Below are 17,342 nucleotides of genomic sequence, written 5' to 3'. Positions count from 1 at the left end.
GAGGACAGTTGTGACCGTTGGAGGAGTTGACACCTACTACGACTACGACGACAAGCAGTGGAAGAGCAGGAGACTGGGCGGCGGTCCGATCCGTCGTGGCCCGGTCTGCCCGGCGCCACGGACCGTCGACCACCAGCCGGCCGAGCGGCGTACCGCCGGCCGGGAGTACAAAGCCCGGGACGAGACGGCCAAGCCGGTCCTGAGCTGATCCACCACCCACCGGCCGGCTCCGCCAGATCCTGCCGGTAGTTCTGACCGACACATCCAGCCGTCGGCGCCCTCGGCGCCGGCGGCTTCGGTCTGCCTCCGGGCCGCTGCACGTGGTCGTCGCTGAAAGGATGACAGAAGGACTTGTCATCTTTACGATGACGCGGTAGAACAGTAGTGCGTGTTGACACCGAAGCAACTGTCGACGCCAGGAGGTGGAAAACGATGTTGATGCGCACCGATCCCTTCCGTGAGCTGGACAGGCTGACCCAGCAGTTGCTCGGCGGGCCGTCGTCCGGCACCTGGTCCCGGCCCGCGTCGCTGCCGATGGACGCCTTCCGCAGCGGCGACGAGTACGTCATCGCCTTCGATCTTCCGGGCGTCACGCCCGACGCGATCGAGCTGAACGTCGAGCGCAACGTCCTGACGGTCAAGGCCGAACGGCGCCCCGTGCAGACGCCCGAGGGCGTCGAGCTGCAGATCGCGGAACGGCCGCTGGGGGTCTTCTCCCGCCAGCTGTTCCTGGGCGACTCGCTCGACACCGACCGGATCCAGGCGGCCTACGCCGACGGCGTGCTGACGCTGAAGATCCCGGTCGCCGAACAGGCCAAACCGCGCAAGATCGAGATCGGTGCCGCCGAGGGCCACAAGCAGCTGAACAGCTGACGGCCTGTCCCGGCCCCGGTCGCCGGAAGGTGGTGATGCCCTGAGAGTCGGTCGAGTTCCACGTTCCACGAAGACCAGGACGGCTGCCCGGCGGCGACGAGGCGGTGCACGACGGCACCGCAGCCGCACCCGGGCGAACGGGCTGCCGCCGGCAGCCGTCCGTTCTCCTCCGTCGTAGTTTCGTCACACCAGGAAGGATGTTTTGCACCCCGTGACCGTCGCCCCGCCACCCCGGACGCTGCCGACTCCGATGCTGGCGCGGGCCTTCCATCCGATGTTCGCCCTGTACGCCGGTGTGCTGGCCGGCGCGGCCCTGATCTTCGACCTGCTCTACCTGATGGTCGGTGGCGGTGTCTTGATGGCCGCCCTCTACACGTTGCCGGTGACGGCCGGTCTGGTCGCCTGCCTGGTCGCCGCGGCGGACGAGCTGCGGCTCGACCGGACCGCCGTGCGCGCCGCCGTACTGCTGGCCGGCGGAGCAGGACTGACCAACGCTCTGTACCTGGGCGCGATCGGCAGCATGCGAGCGACGGACCCGTCCAACTGGGCCATGGGTGCCGCCTCGGTCGTGCTGAGCTGCGTCGCTGTGCTCTCCGCCGCCCTGACCCTCCAGCAGACCCGCCGCGTGGTCGCGCTGGCCACTCCGGCGCCGCCTACCGTGCCTACCGATCCGCTGGCTCCCGCGCTGACCTGGACCGCCTCGGTTGCGCCGGCCACGCGCCCGGCGTACGTCGAGCGGGTCAATCCAGGCCTCGCCGCGCTGGTCAACCAGACCTTGGTCGACCAACCCGCGGCCGAACAAACCCTGGTCGACCCCGTCGGCCAGACCCTGGTCCTGACCGCCGACCGACCGGCGGCCGCCTGAACTTCCGTCCCGGTGGAACCCCCCCGGCCAGTATTTGCCGCCACCGAAGAGGCAGCGATCTGCTGCGCTGCCTGGCGACCCGGGCACCTGCCCCTGACCCCCTCGACCCCGGTGCCCGGGTCGCCGCCCCCTGTTCAGGGGCCTTCGGCCACCGCCTGGAGGCCGCAGGCTGAGAGCACGTCGTCGGCGAGCAGGCAACGGAGTTCCTGCGTGGTGGGCATCCGGCCGAGGGTCCGCAGACGCTGGGACTGCGCCTTGCGCATCCCTTCGACCAACCGGCGGGCCTCGCGGGCGTTGCCGAAGTTCGCACCGTGGGCGATCCGGTGGTAGTACGCCGTGAGTGGTCCGGTGGCCGCCGGGTCGAGCAGGTAGTCCCCGCCGATCACCATCCGCTCGGTGATCAGGACGAGCTGATCGGCGGAGTAGTTCTCGAACTCGACGGTCTTGCCGAAGCGGGACGCCAGACCGGGGTTGGCGGCCAGGAAGTCGTTCATCTCGCCGGTGTAGCCGGCCACGATGATCGCGATCTCGTCGCGGTGGTCCTCCATCAGCTTCACCAGCGCGTCGATCGCCTCCTGGCCGAAGTCGCCGCCGCTGCCGGCCGAGCGGGACAGCGTGTAGGCCTCGTCGATGAACAGCACCCCACCGAGGGACTTCTCGAACACCGTCGCGGTCTTCTCGGCGGTGTGGCCGATGTACTGGCCGACCAGGTCACGGCGCGACACCTCGGTGAACTCGCCGTGCGGAAGGACGCCGAGCGCCTTCAGCAGCTTGCCGTACAAGCGCGCGACGGTCGTCTTCCCGGTACCCGGCGCCCCGGCGAAGATCAGGTGCTGGCCGGCCGCGCCGACCGACAGGCCGGCCGCCCGCCGCCATTCGTTCACCTGGATCTCGTCGACCAGCGCGTGCACCTCCGCCTTCACGCCGGGCAGCCCGACCATCTCGTCCAGGTCGTCGAGCAACTGCTCCAGCGGGCCGCCGTTGCCGGCCGGCCGGACGGCAGCCTCGGCAGTCACCTCGACCTCGGCGCCTTCGGCCACCAGGATTCCGGCCAGTCCGGTGTTGCCGGTCCGGCAGCCTTCGACCGTGCCGCCGCAGTCCGAGGTGAACGCGATCCCCGCTCCGCGAGTGTCCTCGACGGTCACCCGGCGGATCGCCGGAGCGCTGCCGTGCGCGACAGCGATCCCGTCGGCGCCGGTGCGGGACACCGCCGTGTCGGTCAGTTCGGGCCGGCTGTACTGGTACACGTAGATCCCGCGCCCGCCGCAGCCGGACACCGTGCAGCCGCGGATCAGCGGATCGGAGCCCAGGGCAACGACCATCCCGTCGCCGGAGACGTCGCGGACCGTGGTGTCGAGGATCTGGCCGCCCGCCCCCTCGACCACGATCCCGGTCTCGGCGCCGGTGATCGTGCACCGGTCGAGGGTGAACGCCGTACTGGCGTGCAGGCTGATCGCCGGCCGGGTGCGGCCGCGGACCTCGCACTGCTCGAGCGTGAGCACGGTGCGCTCGACCGACACGGCCAGGTTGTCGCCGGCCCGGATGTCCAGGCCGCGCACCGTCAGCTCGCCGTCGACCGCGCGCAGTGCCGGCCGGTCCGCACCGGCAGCGTCCAGTACGACGGTCCCGCCGGCCTCGGCCTGCAGGGTGATCGACCGTCCGCTCAGCTCGAGCGTCTCCGCGTACGTCCCGGTGGCGATCGCGACCACGGCGCCGTCGGGCGCCTCGAGCAGCGCGGAGCCGATGGTCGGGTACGCGCCGGGACGGTCCGCGGCGACGGTCAGAACCCGCATCAGCTGGCCCGGTCCAGCAGCCAGCCCCGGTCGGCGGCCTTCACACCGGCCTGGAACCGGCTGCGCGCGCCCAGCCGGCCCATGATCTGCGCGACCATCCGGCGCACGGTCCGCACCGAGACGCCGAGCTGGGCCGCCGCGACCTCGTCGGTGACCCCGAGCGCGAGCAGCCGCAGGATCTCCAGGTTCCGCTCGTCCAGATCGGCGTCGCCCGGGAGGTCTGACCCGGTCAGTGGGACGGCGCCGGGCCAGACCCGCTCGAACAGTTCCGTCGTGCTGGTCACGACGCTGCTCAGCCGCAGTACGGCGACACTGCCGTGGGACGTGTCCGCGGGCAGCACCGCGACGGCGCCGTCGATGATCAGTGCGTTCAGCGGGACCTGTGGCACGGTCCGGACCGCCACACCGGCGGCGGACATCGCCACGAGGTGACGGCACGACGCCGGCGCGGTCCGCGCGGTGTCGGGGTAGATCGCCCGGTAGCGCAGCCCGGGACGGACGTCGCGCGGTCCGAAGGCCGGTCCGGTCGGCGTCAGGTCGCTCATCGCGATCACCTCGTCGCGGGCGTTCGCCAGGAGGGCGGCGACGCCGTCGTGGGCGGGCACGTGGTGGAAGCCGGTGGGACGGTTCAGCACGGTGACAGTCATCGAACCTCCTGGTCTGGACTGAGGAGTGGACAAAGCGATGCGACTGGAGCGACGAGGGAAGACCAGGAGTTCAAGCTCCATGGCCCGCCGAGCCGGCGGCGAGGCATGAGTACAGTCATGAGAGAGGGACCCCCAGAGGTAGCGTGGCGGCGACACCAGCGGTGTGCCGCCCGTCGAGGCGTTCCGGCTCCACTCCGAAGGAGCGGGCCAGTGAGGTGAGAACGGTGGTCGCCGCGTCGAGCGTGGCCGGATGCGAAGCGGCCACCCTCAGGACGGCGTCGTGCCGGGCGGGTTCAGGGCCGTCGGCCGGAGCCGTGACGGTGATGGCGAGGGTTTGGGCGCCGCCGGTCGCCGTACCGAGCAGGGTCTCGACCAGGGACTGCGCGAGCGGGTCCGGCAGGGCGGCGTACCCGGTGAGCCGGATGCAGACCTGCAGGACCGGTCCGGCGGCCCAGGTGGACCAGCGCTCGCGGAGCTGACCACGGCCGGCGTTCGCGTGCGCCAGCGCTCCGATCGAGGCCAGTACGCCGGACTCGTCCAGCGGCATGCAGTCGACGTACTCGCGGTCGAACCGGCGTACCAGGCGGCGGACGGTGTTGGTGAGGACCTGGTTGACCTGCTCGTCGGTGGCGATCTCCGACGTCCGCTGGGCGGCAACGGCGATCCAGGTCCGCGGCGGCCTGCTCTGCTTGATCCCGGTGTGCAGGACGAGCTGGAGCGAGACGGCGACGGGCTGCTCGTCGGCGGACTCGGTCAGCGTGGGTAGGCGACGCAGCAGCTCGTGCGCGTCAGCACCGACCCGAAGAGCGAGCAGGACTCCACCAGGATGACTCAGTACGCCGTACTGCTGGTCGCGGATGGGCAGAGTGCTCACGGTCGTCCGGCCGAGGAAGGCGCTCGTGAGGTCGAGCGCGGTGTCGCCTGTCAGCTCGAACCGGCGGCGGCGCAGCAGAAACGTGAGCAGGACGCCGGCCCAGCGGTACAGCCAGAGTCCGCGCACGCGCACGGCAGTCAGGAGGACCAGCGTCACAGCGGCGAGACTGGTGGCGACGAGCATCAGTCGGGAGCCCGCGGTGGCCGCGCCGACGGCGACCACGGCGAACTGCCAGCACATGACCTGACCGACCCGGAGCCCTCGCTCGGACATCTCCACCCGGTGGACCACCGGCGTCGGTGCGGGCGGCCGGTCGACCAGGTAGGAGCGGTTGGCCGCCGGAGCGGCCGTCAGGGTCGTCTGTACGGCGACGCGTTGCGGCGCGGGGTGCTGCGGAGCCGTGCCGACGCGGGCGATCGGCGTACCGACGGAGGTTGCTTGAGGGACGGCTGGTGCGGTCCGCGGGTGGACGGTCTGCTGCTGGGGAACGGCGGCGGCCGCTGCGGACCTCATGCGACCCTCGGGCCGTCAGGAGCGACCAGTTCCAGCTCGGCGCGGCCGCTGATCCGTTGCGTAGCGGAGACCAGCTCGTCGGGCGAATCGGTGGCGATCAGCAGCCCGTGGGCGTGGTCGCGGACGACCGGGTGCAGGCTGAGGCAGCCGGGCGCGGGTTCGGTGACGAGGTGCTGGTCGAGCAACTCGTCGATCATCGGGTCCACCTCCTGCTGCGTGACACCGAGCAGCCGGGCCGCCCGACGTCCGTCGAACCGAGGCGTCAACCCGAGCAGGCGGTAGAGCCGGCGAACCGGTGCCGGCAGCAACTGGTACGTCGCGTCGATCCGCTCGTGCAGACCCGCGAGAACGCGCCGACGGGTCGACTCGTCGTCCAGCCGGTGGGCCAGCCTCGCAGCGGTCCACGGCTCCCGAGCGGCCAGGAACTCGGTGAACCTGCGCAGGGCTTCGGGATGACCGGCGCTCCAGCGCAACACCTGCTCGCAGGTGGTCAGCTGCTCCGCCTCGTCGGGGCGCAGCGGGCCGAGCGCGATGCGGACGTCGCAGTCGAGCCCGAAGAGACGGTGGCGGCTGGTCACGATCACCAGCGAGCCAGGGGCGTTCGGCAGCAGCTGCCGGACCTGCTCCGCGTCAGCCACGTCGTCCAGAATCAGGAGGACCGGCCGGCCGGCCGAGCGCCACAGCGCGGTTCGCCGAACGGTTGCCGTGGGCAATGAAGCTTCCGATCGGGCGGCCTGGACCAGCGCCCCGAGTCCGTCGAAGACACTGACCGCACCGTCCCGGTGGGCCCTCAGATCGACCTGGTGACGCCAGTCGAACGCCGCGACCGCAGCGGCGGCCTCCACCGCGAAGGCGGTCTTGCCGATCCCTGGCATCCCCTCGACCGCCACGACGGTCACCCGCTCGGAGCTCACCGCCGCCCGAACGGCAGCGATCTCGGCGGCCCGGCCGACGAAACCGGTGGTGCGTGGCGGAAGGTCGCAGTACGCGGGCGTCCGGACGGCCTCTTCCGCGGGGGCGTCCTCCTGCCCAACCGTTGCCCGCGCAGCGTCCGCTGTCAGGATCTGCTGGTGCAAGGCGGTGAGCTCGGCGCCCGGCTCGATACCGAGGTCGCGGATCAGCACGCTTCGCGCCCGCTGGTACGCCGCCAGCGCGTCGTGCCGGCGACCGGTCTGCCACAGAGCGGTCATCAGCCGCGTCCAGGCCAGCTCGCGTAGCGGGTCCTCGTCGGTCAGCTCGCGCAGCAGAGCGATCGCGTCGGCCGAGCGGCCCAGCGCCAGCTGGGCATCGGCCAGGTCCTCTCGCAGCGCACGGTGCAGCTCGGTCAACCGGTCGACGGCGGAGGAGGCGTCGACGGTCAGTCCGTCGTACGGGCAACCGCGCCACAACCCGAGTGCCCGCTCCACCAGCTCGGCCGCCTGCGCTGCCGCCTGCTCGGAGCACGGGCGGTCCGAGACCAGCAGCTTGTGAGCGGCGTCGGCCGACTCGGCCGCCTCGTCGGCGTCGAGCTCACCGGGCAGCACGCGCACGCGGTAAGCACCGGGACGGCTGTCGATCCGCTCCTCCGGCAGGACCCGGCGCAGCTGCCAGACGTAGGTCTTCAGGTTCCGCCGCGCGGACGCGGGGGCGTCGCGGCCGGACCAGACCGCGTCGATCAGCTGGTCGGTGCTGACCCAGGCGTTGCGGTGCAGCAGCAGGAGCGTCAGCACCGTCGCGGGCTTGCCGCCGCACAGGTCGAGCGGCTGCCCATCGGGGCCGTCCACCTCCAGCGGACCGAGCACGCGGAACGCGAGCCGGGCCGGTGTGTGCGTTGAGTGACCGTTCATGACACATACGATCCGTAGGCGACGATGACATTTCGATGACACGTGAGGCCCCGAGTGCGCGTACTGGTGGTAGAGGACGACGAGGACCTGCGGATCGCGGTCTCGGCCGGGCTCCGGTCGGCCGCGCTGGCGGTGGACAGCGCCGGTGACATCGCGACCGCGGACGAGGCGTTGTTCGTGAACTCCTACGACTGCGTGGTGTTCGACCGGATGCTGCCGGACGGCGATTCGGTCGGCTACGTGCGGACCCGGCGGCGCGAGGGCTGGGCGGTGCCTGTCCTGTTCCTGACCGCGCGGGACACGCTGGCCGACCGGGTGGAAGGCTTCGAGCACGGCGGTGACGACTACCTGGTCAAGCCGTTCGCGGTGGCCGAACTGACCGCCCGGGTGCTCAGCCTGTGCCGCCGGGCCGGTACCGGACGACCGCCGGTTCTGCGGTACGACGACGTGGAGCTGGACACCGGGCGCCGGGAGGTCCGCCGGGCCGGAGTGCTGCTGACCCTGACAGCGAAGGAGTTCTCGGTGCTGGAGTATCTGATCAGCCGGGCCGAGCAGGTGGTCTCCCGGACCGACCTGATCGAGCACTGCTGGGACTCGGCGGCCGACCCGATGTCCAACGTCGTGGACGTGACGATCAAGCGGTTGCGGACCAAGCTGCGCCGGCCCGAGCTGGTGCACGCCGTCCGCGGCCAGGGGTACCGGCTGGTCAGGACCGCGGAGTGAAGGGCCGGTCGGTCGAGCGGCTGCGCCGCCTGCGCTGGCGGCTGACCGTGCTCTTCACCGTGATGAACACCCTCGGCCTGGTGGTGCTGGCACCGCTGCTGATCGTGCTGGACGGCACGCGGACCGACGACCGGGTCAACCACGACCTCGAGGTGGTCACCGAGTCGATGGTCCGGCTGATCCGGGACGATCGAGCGCTCGGACTCAACCTGTTGCCGAACGATCCGCGCTTCGGCCTGTGCCCCTCGTTCGCCGTCCTGCCCGGTGGCGCGCCGCACTTCCAGGCCGTCCGCAGCGGCAAGGTCTGTGCCCCGGTCGATCAGGCCGTGCTGGACCAGGCGGCCACCGACGCGGTCTCCTCAGGCGTCCGCGTCGGCGGCGACCGCGAGGGGAGCGACGGCCGCACCGTGCGGGTGCTCGCGCTGCCGTTCAAGGACGCCAGCGGCCGGTACGCCGGTGCGGTGGTCGCCTGGGACGGCACCTTCGACGAGGAGAAGCGGCACCGCAACCTCGTGCTCACCGTGACGGCCAGTTGTGCCGTCCTGATCGCCGCCGCGGCGTTGCTCGGCTACTGGCTGTCGGGCAGGGCGATCCGGCCGGCCATGGCCGCGCTGGAGCAGCAGGAAATCCTGCTGGCCGAAACCGCACACGACCTCCGTACGCCGGTCGCGGCGCTCCGGGCGCTGGCCGAGACAGCGGCGCAGAACCCGGACCAGCGGGCCGAGCTGCTGCCTCGCACGGTCCGGCTGGCCGGGCGGATGGGCGACATCATCGACGGCCTGCTGGTCCGGGCCCGGCTGGCCGCCGGAGTCGAGCAGCTGTCCATGCAGCTGATCTGGCTGGACCAGCTGGTGGCCGGAGTCGTCGAGGACACCCCCGCCGGGTCGGCCCAGGTTTCGGTGGTGACCGTGCCGACGATGGTGCGAGCCGACCCGACGCTGGTGATGCGCGCGATCGGGAACCTGCTCAGCAACGCCCTGCGGCACGGCCGCGGGCCGAACGGACAGGCCGTCGTGACGGTGACGGTCGCCGACGGCCGGGTCACGGTGGCCGATCAAGGGCCAGGGGTGGACCCCTCGCTGAGCGACGAGCTGTTCGAGCGGTTCCACAGCCCCGGCGGCTCGTCCGGCCTCGGGCTCTCGATCGTGCGGTGGGTCGCGCTGTCCCACGGCGGCGACCTGAAGGTCTACAACGGCGACGAGGGCGGGGCGATCTTCGAGTTCTCCCTGCCGGTCACCCAGCCGGAGGCGTAACCGATCGCTGAGACTGGACCGGATCTGGATTGGCCCTGGACTAGGCCTCGCCTAGCCTTCGGTGTGTGAAGCCGCTCACGGAGATGCGCCGACGCCTCACCCAGCGTGAGAACGGCGAGCAGCGAGCCCGGGCCGAGGTGTGGCGGCCGCGGGCCGCGCTGGCCGCGGTCGTGGCCGGCTGCGTGGCCGTGACCGGCATCGCGGTGGCCGGCGCGGGCAGCGCCGCGCCCGGCGTCCAGTTCAACCAGTCCGGCCGCTACGTCTACAACGCCACCCTGGGCAAGATCTTCCACGTCAACGGCGGGACCAAGCACGTCGACCAGCAGATCCCCCTGCCGGACGCCGGTCCGGGCACCCGGGTGGTCGAGTCCGACCAGAACGGCTACGTCCTGGCGCAGGGCCGGACGTGGGAGTTCGGCAAGTCGACGCTGGAGGTCGCCGACCCACAGCCCGCTGGGGTGAACGAGCTGCCGGTCGGCCTGGAGGGCGGCGGCGCGGCGTTCGCGGTCTACCAGAAGGCCGGCCGGATCGTGCGGTTCGACCGGACCCCCGTGGTGGCGGTGGCCGGCGTACCGCTCGGGACGCCTGTGGTGACGTCGAGCGGCACGGTCTGGGTGCACCGCCCGGACAACGGTCAGCTCTGCCTGCTGCCGCTGGACGCGGACCGGTTGGCCTGTCCCGCGCAGGTGCCGGTCGGGCACAGCGGCGCGCTGACGGTGGTCGGTGACGACCAAGTGGCCTTCGTGGACACGACCGCGCGTGAGGTGGTCGCTGTCGACGACGGTGGGCTCGGTCGTCAGGTGCCGCTCCCGGTCACCGACCTTCCGAGCAGCGCGATCGTGGCGGCGAACGACGTGGACGGACGACTGGCCATCGTCGACCCGCAGCGCAATCTGCTGCACCTGGTCGGAACCAGCGAGCTGACCACCGGAACGCCGGACACCGAGCCGGTGCGCCAGTCGCTGCGCAAGGGCCGGTACGAGCGGATCGTTTCGTCCGGCAGGAGCCTGGCCCTGGTCGACGAGAGCAACAACACCCTGGTCACGCTGGACCGTGACGGGCGAGAACGGTCCGTCCGCCAGATCCCGCCACCGTCCAAGCCGGCCAAGGCCGACCCGTTGGCCCGGACCGAGATCTACCGCGGCGGCGACGCGCGGCTGTACGTCGTGGGGCGTACCGGCGAGCAGGTGATGGTCGTCGACGACACCGGTGACGTGACCGCGGTCGACACCAACGCCACCGACCTGCCGGTCAAGCCGGGCGACGATCCCACTCCCGGCGACCGGCCGTCGTCCAAGCCGACGCACCGCCCGAGCCCGCCACCGGACAAGCCGACCCCACCGGTCAAGCCGACTCCACCGGTCTCCACGTCCGAGCGCCCGACCGGCCGGCCCGAGGACCCCAGGACAAATCGACCGGGCGACGAACGCACCACGCAACGGCCGGAGCCGCCCGCCACCAAGCCCACGCCTCCGCCGGACAAGCCCGCGGTCCGGGCCGGCCGTCCGGGCGCGCCCCGATCGGTGTCGGGCACGACCGGCGACGGCACTGCCCGCATCAGCTGGGAAGCCGCACCGGCCAACGGCGCCGCGGTCACGCAGTACCGGGTGACCTGGGCGGGTGGCAGCAAGACCCTGCCCGCCTCAGCCCGCCGGTACGACGTCACCGGCCTGGCCAACGGCAGCGGTTACACGTTCACCGTCCGCGCAGTGAACCGGGTTGGCACCGGCCCCGCCAGTAGTACCGGCCGGCTCGTTCCCACCGGCGGCGCCGCGGACGCCCCGCCGAACCTCCGGCTCACCGGTGGCGACGGCAGGATCACCGTGACGTGGTCGCGGCCCGACCTGCAGGGCAACACCCTGCGCGGCTACCAGGTCGAGACCGCCGCCAGCAGTACGACGGTCACCGCCACCCGGCACACCATCACCGGCCTGAAGAACGGTTCGACGTACCGGGTCAGTGTCCGGGCGGTCACCACCGACCCGTCCGGCCGGCAGATCTTCGGTCGCGCGGCGGCCAAGTCGATCACGCTGGGCGGCGGCGTGACCGAGCCGGCGCTGACCGCCTCGCGCGGCGCGGCCACCAGCCACGGCTCCGGTGACGACGCGTGCGAACCGCCGGGCTGCGCGTTCATCCGGATCGTCGGCCGCGGGCTGAAGCCGAACACGCCCTACACGTTCACGCCGTACACGACCAAGTGGCAGCCGTCGAACGGCGGCGCAACACTGACCAGCGAGGCGGACGGCAGCATCCTGATCGACGACCGGTTCGCCACCGACGCGACCGGCCAGCAGGTCTGGGTGATCGCGACCGGTCCGGACGGCGAGACGATCAGATCCAACACCTTCTCCTGGGGAACCCGATGAGCGCGACGATCCCGCCCGGCGAGGCGTACCGGCTGGTGGCCGACAACCTGCAGCGGGTGATGCACGGCAAGCCCGAGGTGGTCCGGCTGGCGCTGACCGCGCTGTTCGCGGAGGGCCACCTGCTGATCGAGGACGTGCCCGGGCTGGGCAAGACCACGCTGGCCCGCTGCATCGCGCGCAGCATCGACGCGAGCTGGAACCGGATCCAGTTCACTCCCGATCTGCTGCCCGGCGACATCACCGGCGTGATGGTCTACCACCAGGGCAGCGAGACGTTCGAGTTCCACCCCGGCGGCATCTTCGCCAACGTGGTGGTCGCCGACGAGATCAACCGGGGTACGCCGAAGACGCAGTCCGCACTGCTCGAGGTGATGGCCGAGCGCCGGGTCACGGTCGACTCGGTGACCCGCGCGGTGCCGGACCCGTTCCTGGTGATCGGCACCCAGAACCCGATCGAGATGGAGGGCACCTACCGGCTGCCCGAGGCGCAGCTGGACCGGTTCCTGATGCGGATCGAGGTCGGCTACCCCGACCACGACGCCGAGGTCCGGATCGTGCTCGGCGACACCGGCCGGATCGGGCCCGACTCGCTGAGCCCGGTGATCGACGTACCGGCCCTGCGCAACGCGATCGCCGCCGTCCGGTCGGTGCACGTCGACCCCGCGATCAGCTCGTACGCCGTGAAGCTGGTCGCCGCGACCCGCGAGCACACCGCCGTCCGGTACGGCGCCAGCCCGCGCGGCAGCATCGCGCTGGTCCGCGCGGCCCGGGCCTTCGCGGCCACCGACGGCCGGGCCTTCACCACTCCCGACGACGTCAAGCAGGTCGCGCAGCCCGTGCTGGCCCACCGGCTGGTGCTGACGCCGGACGCGGAGCTGAGCCAGCGACCGCCGTCCTCGGTGGTCGACGAGGTGCTGGCCGCCATCCCTGCCCCCACCGCCGGCGTCGGCACGCTCTGACTGGCCGGTCGATGGGTGAGCGATGCGACTGACCGGGCGCGGCGTCGCCGTCCTGGCGGGTGCCGTGGTGGCGTACCTGCTCGGTGAGCTGGCCGGGTACGCCCTGTTCCGGGCACTGGCCGGCATCGGGCTGGGAGCGTTGCTGGCGGCAACCTTCTTGACCGCGCGCCGGCCACAGGTCGAGGTGCGGCGTGACCTGTCACCGGACCGGGTCGAGCGCGGCCGCCCAGCGCTGGCCACGCTGCGGGTGCGCAATGCCGGCACCCGGTGGCAGCCGGGCTTCGCCGCGCACGACTCGGCCGGGGACGAGCGGCAGCACGTCCGCATCCGCCGGCTCGGCCCGGGCGGCGAGGCGACGTACCGGTACGAGTTGCCGACCGTACGCCGGGGGCGGCTCGAGGTCGGGCCGCTGGTGCTGGAGCGCAGCGACCCGCTCGGTCTGGCCCGCAACCGGCTCGCGACCGGTGAGACCGCCACGCTCTGGGTGCACCCGAAGCGGCACCCGACCCGCACCGTGGTCGCCGGGCGGCCGCGGCACCACCACGTCGGCCGGACCGCCGACGACTCGCTGCGCGGCTCGGCCGATCTGCGCGACGTCCGCCCGTACGTCGTCGGTGACGAGGTGCGGCACCTGCACTGGAAGGCGACCGCGCGCACCGGCCGGCTGATGGTGCGTGAATTCGTCGACCCGGACCAGCCGCGGCTCACCGTGCTGCTCGACACCCGGCCCGCATCATTGCCTTCAGCAAGTTTCGAGGAAGCGGTGGAGGTGGCTGCCTCCATCCTGTTCGCGGCGTCGATGGCCGGTCACCGGTGCCGGCTGCTGACGTCGGCCGGCGCGGACCTGGCCGCGCCCGGTGGCCCGCTGGCCGCTCGGCGGTTCCTGGACGAGCTGTGCTTGGTGGAGCAGAACGACGACCGATCGGCACTGTTGCCCAGGGCATTGACCACTGGACCGTCGAGTGGCGGCGCGATCGTGGTCGTCACCGGTGTGCGCGGCACAGCCAGTGACCTGGCGCCGTTGCTGGTGCGGTACAGCTCGGTGACGGTGCTGGGGATCGGACCGGTGCACGGTGTCGCACCGATTCTCGGCGCGCGGGTGATCCTGGCGGCCGACGCTCCGGAAGCCTTGCAGCAGTGGAGCGGGGTGATCCGGTGAACAGCCGCCGCAGGGTTCTGGCTGTCGTCGCTGCCGCCGTGCTCGGTGGCTTCTGCTTCGCACCGGTCTTCGGTCTGACCGCGCTGCTGCTTCCGGTGCTGGCCGTGGGCGCGGCCGCGTACGCCGTCACCGAGCTCTGCCGGCTGCGTGCCGGCTTGGTTCCATGGCGGCCGCTGCTGGTCGTCGTGGCCGGACTGCTCGCAGTGGTGGAGACGGTGTTGCGGGCGACGACGCAGGTCGGTGTGCCAACCGTCGAGTCGCTGCGGGCACTCGGGCGAGGGCTGACGGCCTGGCAGTCGACGTTGGAGTCGACCTGGCCTGCGCGACCCGACCCGGCCCTGGTGGTGTTCGTTCCGTTGCTGGTGCTGTTGGCCTGCCTGCTCGCTGTGGAGCTGCTCGACCGAGCTCCACCGATGGTCGCCGTACTGCCCGGGCTGGTGGTGGCTGGTGTCGCTCAGCTCTACATCGCTCTGAGCGGAGCGGCAGCACTGGTCGTTGCCCTGGGCTACGGTCTCGTCCTGGCCGCCGTGCTGGCTCCGGATCGGCAGCCGCGCCGCCAGGCGACAGTCACTCGGTCGTTCGCGCCAGTCGTGGCGGCCGCAGTCCTGACCGTGCTGGCAGTCGTGGGTTCGGTGGCTCTGAGCGCGCTCGACCCGGTGGGGCGATCCCCGTACACGCTGCAGCAGGTCCAGAGCGCCGCGGCGCCGACCGCACGGTACGCCAACCCCCTGGACGAGCTGGCGAGCCGCATCTCCCCGCGGAACGCGCGCACCGTGGTCTTCCGCTACCAGTCACCGCAGCCGGTCGCGCGCTGGCGTCAAATCGCCCTGGACGACTTCGACGGCGTCAACTGGACCACCGGTCATCCGTTCCTGCGCCTAGGCTCCGACCTCCGACCCGGGCCGGACGTCCGCGTGGACACGACGCCGCAGGAGGCAGTGGTCGAGCCCAAGGCGCTGTCCGGTCCCTGGTTGCCGGGGCAGTTGCTGCCGTCGTCCGTGCGCGGTGCCGAGGATCCGCAGATCGAGCCGATCGGCGGGACGCTGGTCAGCGCGAAGGTGCCGGACCGGTACGAGCTGACCTGGTCGAAGCCGACGGTCGACGCGAACCTGCTGCTGCGCGCGGGCGTCGACCCGCAGCCACAGCTGGGTGAGCTCGGCGCCATTCCCAACGAGGTGTCCGCGCTCGCGACACAGGCGCTCGCCGACCGGCGCGCGACCTTCGAGACCGCGCTGGTGCTCGAGTCGTTCCTGCGGAAGCGCTACAAGCTGGCCGGCGACGATCCACTGCCGACCGGCCACGGCTGGCCGCAACTGCGGCGCTTCCTGCTCGACGGCGAGCCGGGGACGAGCGAACAGTTCGCCGCGGCGTACGTCGTACTCGCGCGGGCCAACGGCATCCCGGCGCGGCTGGTGGTCGGCTTCCGCGCTCCGGTGAAGCCCGACCCGGACGGTTGGTACACGGTGCGGAACGGTGACGCGTTCGCCTGGCCCGAGGTGGCGGTCGACGGCGTCGGCTGGTGGCCGCTGGATCCGGCCGGCCGCGCCACGACCGGCAGGTCCGCGATCGGCGGGACCGAGGCCGAAGTCACCGACGAGGCCCGCGCCGCGGTTCCGCCGGCCAACGAGGTCGAGGATCCGGAGGTGGCGCCACCGGCCGCGGGGGAGGAAGGGCGCGGCTGGGACGGGTTCGACGTACCGATGCTGGGCGTCTTCGGGTTCTCGGCGGGGCTGCTGGTGCTGTGGCTGGCCGGAGTGCCGCTGCTGAAGTTCTTGCGGGCGCTGCGGCGCAGACGCCGGCCGGGTGACGCCGCGGTGGTCGGGGCGTGGGCGGAGGTCCGCGACCGGCTCCGGGCGCACGGCGTGCCCGTCACGCGCGGTATGACCGTGCGGGACCTGGCCGCCGCGGCCGCGGACGTTACCGACGCCCGGGCGGACGCCGGCCTCGCAACGGTCGCGAACAGCGTCGACCGGGCGCTGTGGTCCGGTGGGTCCGCTGGACCTGAGATCGCCAAGCAGGCTTGGGACGGCGTCCGCGAAGTACGCCGGGGACTGCGGTCGCGGCCGTGGCTGGTGCGCCTGCAGGCGGCGTTGGAGTTCCGCAGTCTCTTTTAGCGCCGGCGGCAGGTTGCTCCGCGCAACGGTTGTGGAGCACTGACGTAGACCGCCGTGCCCTCCGACCCGTACACCTCGACGCAGTACTTGAGGCCAGGTGTGACCTGCATCGTCACCGCGGTGCCGGTGCCCTGGTAGACCGTGCGCGGCTCGGCTTCCCCCTGCAGCGCGACCCTGACGACGTAGGTGAGCGGTTTGGAGCTGCTCCACTTCAACCCCACCGAGGTCCCGTTGTCCTGCGGCCGTTCGAGCCGCAGTTGCACGGCGCTGGTGGCGGTGACCGTCGGCGTGGGCTGCACTGACGGCGCCGAGGGCACCGGCGTGGCAGCAGTCCGGTCCGGGGACGGCGCCCCCCACGGCACCAGTACGACGGCCAGCACTGCTGCCACCGCCGCGAATGCTCCAGCGCCGATCAGCAGTCCCTTCGACGGCCGCCACGTCGTACGGGGACGTGCTGCGGCGACCGGTCGTGGCGACGTCCGCGGTGCTGCCTGGACGTAGTGGTGCTGGGTCTGCCGGGCCGCTGCCAGCTCGTCGCGGAAGTCGTCGAAGTCCACGTCGTCGGTCTGCGGCTCGTCCGGCTGCGCCAGCAAGGCCTCGAACACGGCCAGCACCTCGGCTGCCTCCGGCCGGTCGTCGGGGTCCTTGGCCATCATCCGCTGCAGCACCGCGGCCAGCGCCGGTGGCACGTCCCGCCCCGCCACCTCGGGCACCGGCTCGCGCAGGACTCGCAGGACGACGTCCTCGGGTGTCTCGCCGGTCCGCAACGGGAAGGGCGGCTGCCCGGTCAGCGCGAGGTGAAGCACCGCGGCCAGCCCGTAGACGTCGGCCTGAGCCGACAGCTCACCGTCCCGCAGTACCTCTGGCGCCGTGTACGCCGCCTGCGCGGTCAGGTCCCGCGGAAACCGCAGCCGGAGCGCCAGGCCGAAGTCGGTGAGCGCCGGCTGGCCGCTGGCGCGCTCCACCACGTTCGAGGGAGTCACGCCACCGTGGACGATGCCCAGCTCGTGCGCCTCGGAGAGGACCGACGACAGCACCTGCCCGAGCACGATCACGTCGCCGATCGGCAGGGGGCCTCCGGCCACCAGGTCCGGCAGCGCCTGCGGACAGAACTCCGTCCGTACGCCGGTCCGCCCGTCCGGCAGCTCGTCGAGCGACTCCGCCAGCACGATCGACGCCGCGGAGCGCAGCCCCGCCAGCTTCGCCTGCTCCACCTCGACCGCGTTGTAGGTCCGCCGGTCCAGCGGCTGCGGGTAGACCTTCAGCACCGCGGTCCGGCCGCCGGACACGGCGGGCGCGAGCAGATGCACGGTGGCGACCGGACCGGTCGCGCGCAGCACCAGCGCCTCCAACGGAATCTCAGCCATCGCGGTACTC

At 72.1% G+C, this 17,342-nt stretch carries 14 protein-coding genes; 9 read left to right on the top strand and 5 right to left on the bottom strand.

Annotated features, from left to right (window positions below; translation table 11 throughout):
• The first annotated feature begins 10 nt into the window (after positions 1-10).
• The 3 genes from BWI15_RS28640 (at position 11) to BWI15_RS28630 (ending at position 1,738) form a co-directional block, all read left to right on the top strand.
• Complete coding sequence (locus BWI15_RS28640) at positions 11-208, top strand: hypothetical protein (RefSeq protein ID WP_077017664.1); 198 nt, start codon at positions 11-13, stop codon at positions 206-208.
• 224 nt (positions 209-432) lie between these two features.
• The gene (locus BWI15_RS28635) at positions 433-873 is read left to right on the top strand and encodes an Hsp20/alpha crystallin family protein (protein ID WP_077017663.1); all 441 of its coding nucleotides are present in this window, start codon (positions 433-435) and stop codon (positions 871-873) included.
• Between the two features lie 211 nt (positions 874-1,084).
• Positions 1,085-1,738: a hypothetical protein gene (locus BWI15_RS28630; protein WP_077017662.1), complete on the top strand. Its 654-nt coding sequence runs from the start codon at positions 1,085-1,087 to the stop codon at positions 1,736-1,738.
• 134 nt (positions 1,739-1,872) lie between these two features.
• Here BWI15_RS28630 and BWI15_RS28625 read toward each other — a convergent pair whose 3' ends face one another.
• The 4 genes from BWI15_RS28625 to BWI15_RS28610 all read right to left on the bottom strand — a co-directional run bounded on the left by BWI15_RS28625 (position 1,873) and on the right by BWI15_RS28610 (position 7,391).
• Positions 1,873-3,531 carry a right-handed parallel beta-helix repeat-containing protein gene (locus tag BWI15_RS28625; RefSeq protein WP_077017661.1) on the bottom strand — a complete coding sequence of 553 codons (1,659 nt, stop codon included), beginning with the start codon at positions 3,529-3,531 and terminating at the stop codon, positions 1,873-1,875.
• Entirely contained in the window at positions 3,531-4,178 is a 648-nt protein-coding gene (locus BWI15_RS28620) for a helix-turn-helix transcriptional regulator (protein ID WP_077017660.1), read from the bottom strand. The genes BWI15_RS28625 and BWI15_RS28620 overlap by 1 nt, the downstream gene beginning before the upstream one ends.
• Positions 4,179-4,293: 115 nt before the next feature.
• Positions 4,294-5,565, bottom strand: a complete 1,272-nt coding sequence (locus BWI15_RS28615) for a hypothetical protein (RefSeq protein WP_077017659.1) — start codon at positions 5,563-5,565, stop codon at positions 4,294-4,296.
• The gene (locus BWI15_RS28610) at positions 5,562-7,391 is read right to left on the bottom strand and encodes a BTAD domain-containing putative transcriptional regulator (RefSeq protein ID WP_077017658.1); all 1,830 of its coding nucleotides are present in this window, start codon (positions 7,389-7,391) and stop codon (positions 5,562-5,564) included. Before BWI15_RS28610 ends, BWI15_RS28615 begins: the two co-directional genes overlap by 4 nt.
• Before the next feature lie 54 nt (positions 7,392-7,445).
• Between BWI15_RS28610 and BWI15_RS28605 the strand changes: the two genes are divergently transcribed.
• The 6 genes from BWI15_RS28605 to BWI15_RS28580 all read left to right on the top strand — a co-directional run bounded on the left by BWI15_RS28605 (position 7,446) and on the right by BWI15_RS28580 (position 15,965).
• Positions 7,446-8,114 carry a response regulator transcription factor gene (locus BWI15_RS28605; RefSeq protein ID WP_193432202.1) on the top strand — a complete coding sequence of 223 codons (669 nt, stop codon included), beginning with the start codon at positions 7,446-7,448 and terminating at the stop codon, positions 8,112-8,114.
• The gene (locus tag BWI15_RS28600) at positions 8,111-9,367 is read left to right on the top strand and encodes a sensor histidine kinase (RefSeq protein ID WP_077017657.1); all 1,257 of its coding nucleotides are present in this window, start codon (positions 8,111-8,113) and stop codon (positions 9,365-9,367) included. The genes BWI15_RS28605 and BWI15_RS28600 overlap by 4 nt, the downstream gene beginning before the upstream one ends.
• A 65-nt stretch (positions 9,368-9,432) precedes the next feature.
• Positions 9,433-11,733, top strand: a complete 2,301-nt coding sequence (locus tag BWI15_RS28595) for a fibronectin type III domain-containing protein (protein ID WP_077017656.1) — start codon at positions 9,433-9,435, stop codon at positions 11,731-11,733.
• A complete protein-coding gene (locus BWI15_RS28590; RefSeq protein ID WP_077017655.1) occupies positions 11,730-12,692 on the top strand; it encodes an AAA family ATPase in 963 nt (320 codons plus the stop codon). The genes BWI15_RS28595 and BWI15_RS28590 overlap by 4 nt, the downstream gene beginning before the upstream one ends.
• 22 nt (positions 12,693-12,714) lie before the next feature.
• Complete coding sequence (locus BWI15_RS28585; RefSeq protein ID WP_077017654.1) at positions 12,715-13,851, top strand: DUF58 domain-containing protein; 1,137 nt, start codon at positions 12,715-12,717, stop codon at positions 13,849-13,851.
• Positions 13,848-15,965: a transglutaminase family protein gene (locus BWI15_RS28580; protein ID WP_077019365.1), complete on the top strand. Its 2,118-nt coding sequence runs from the start codon at positions 13,848-13,850 to the stop codon at positions 15,963-15,965. The genes BWI15_RS28585 and BWI15_RS28580 overlap by 4 nt, the downstream gene beginning before the upstream one ends.
• Here BWI15_RS28580 and BWI15_RS28575 read toward each other — a convergent pair.
• Positions 15,962-17,332 carry a protein kinase domain-containing protein gene (locus BWI15_RS28575; RefSeq protein WP_077017653.1) on the bottom strand — a complete coding sequence of 457 codons (1,371 nt, stop codon included), beginning with the start codon at positions 17,330-17,332 and terminating at the stop codon, positions 15,962-15,964. The two genes, BWI15_RS28580 and BWI15_RS28575, sit on opposite strands and share 4 nt — an antisense overlap.
• Positions 17,333-17,342 lie beyond the last annotated feature (10 nt).

The sequence above is a fragment of the Kribbella sp. ALI-6-A genome (genome assembly GCF_001984195.1).
Taxonomy (GTDB): domain Bacteria; phylum Actinomycetota; class Actinomycetes; order Propionibacteriales; family Kribbellaceae; genus Kribbella.
The sequence above is the reverse complement of the archived record's forward strand: the minus strand, read 5'-3'. Positions and strand labels throughout refer to the sequence as shown.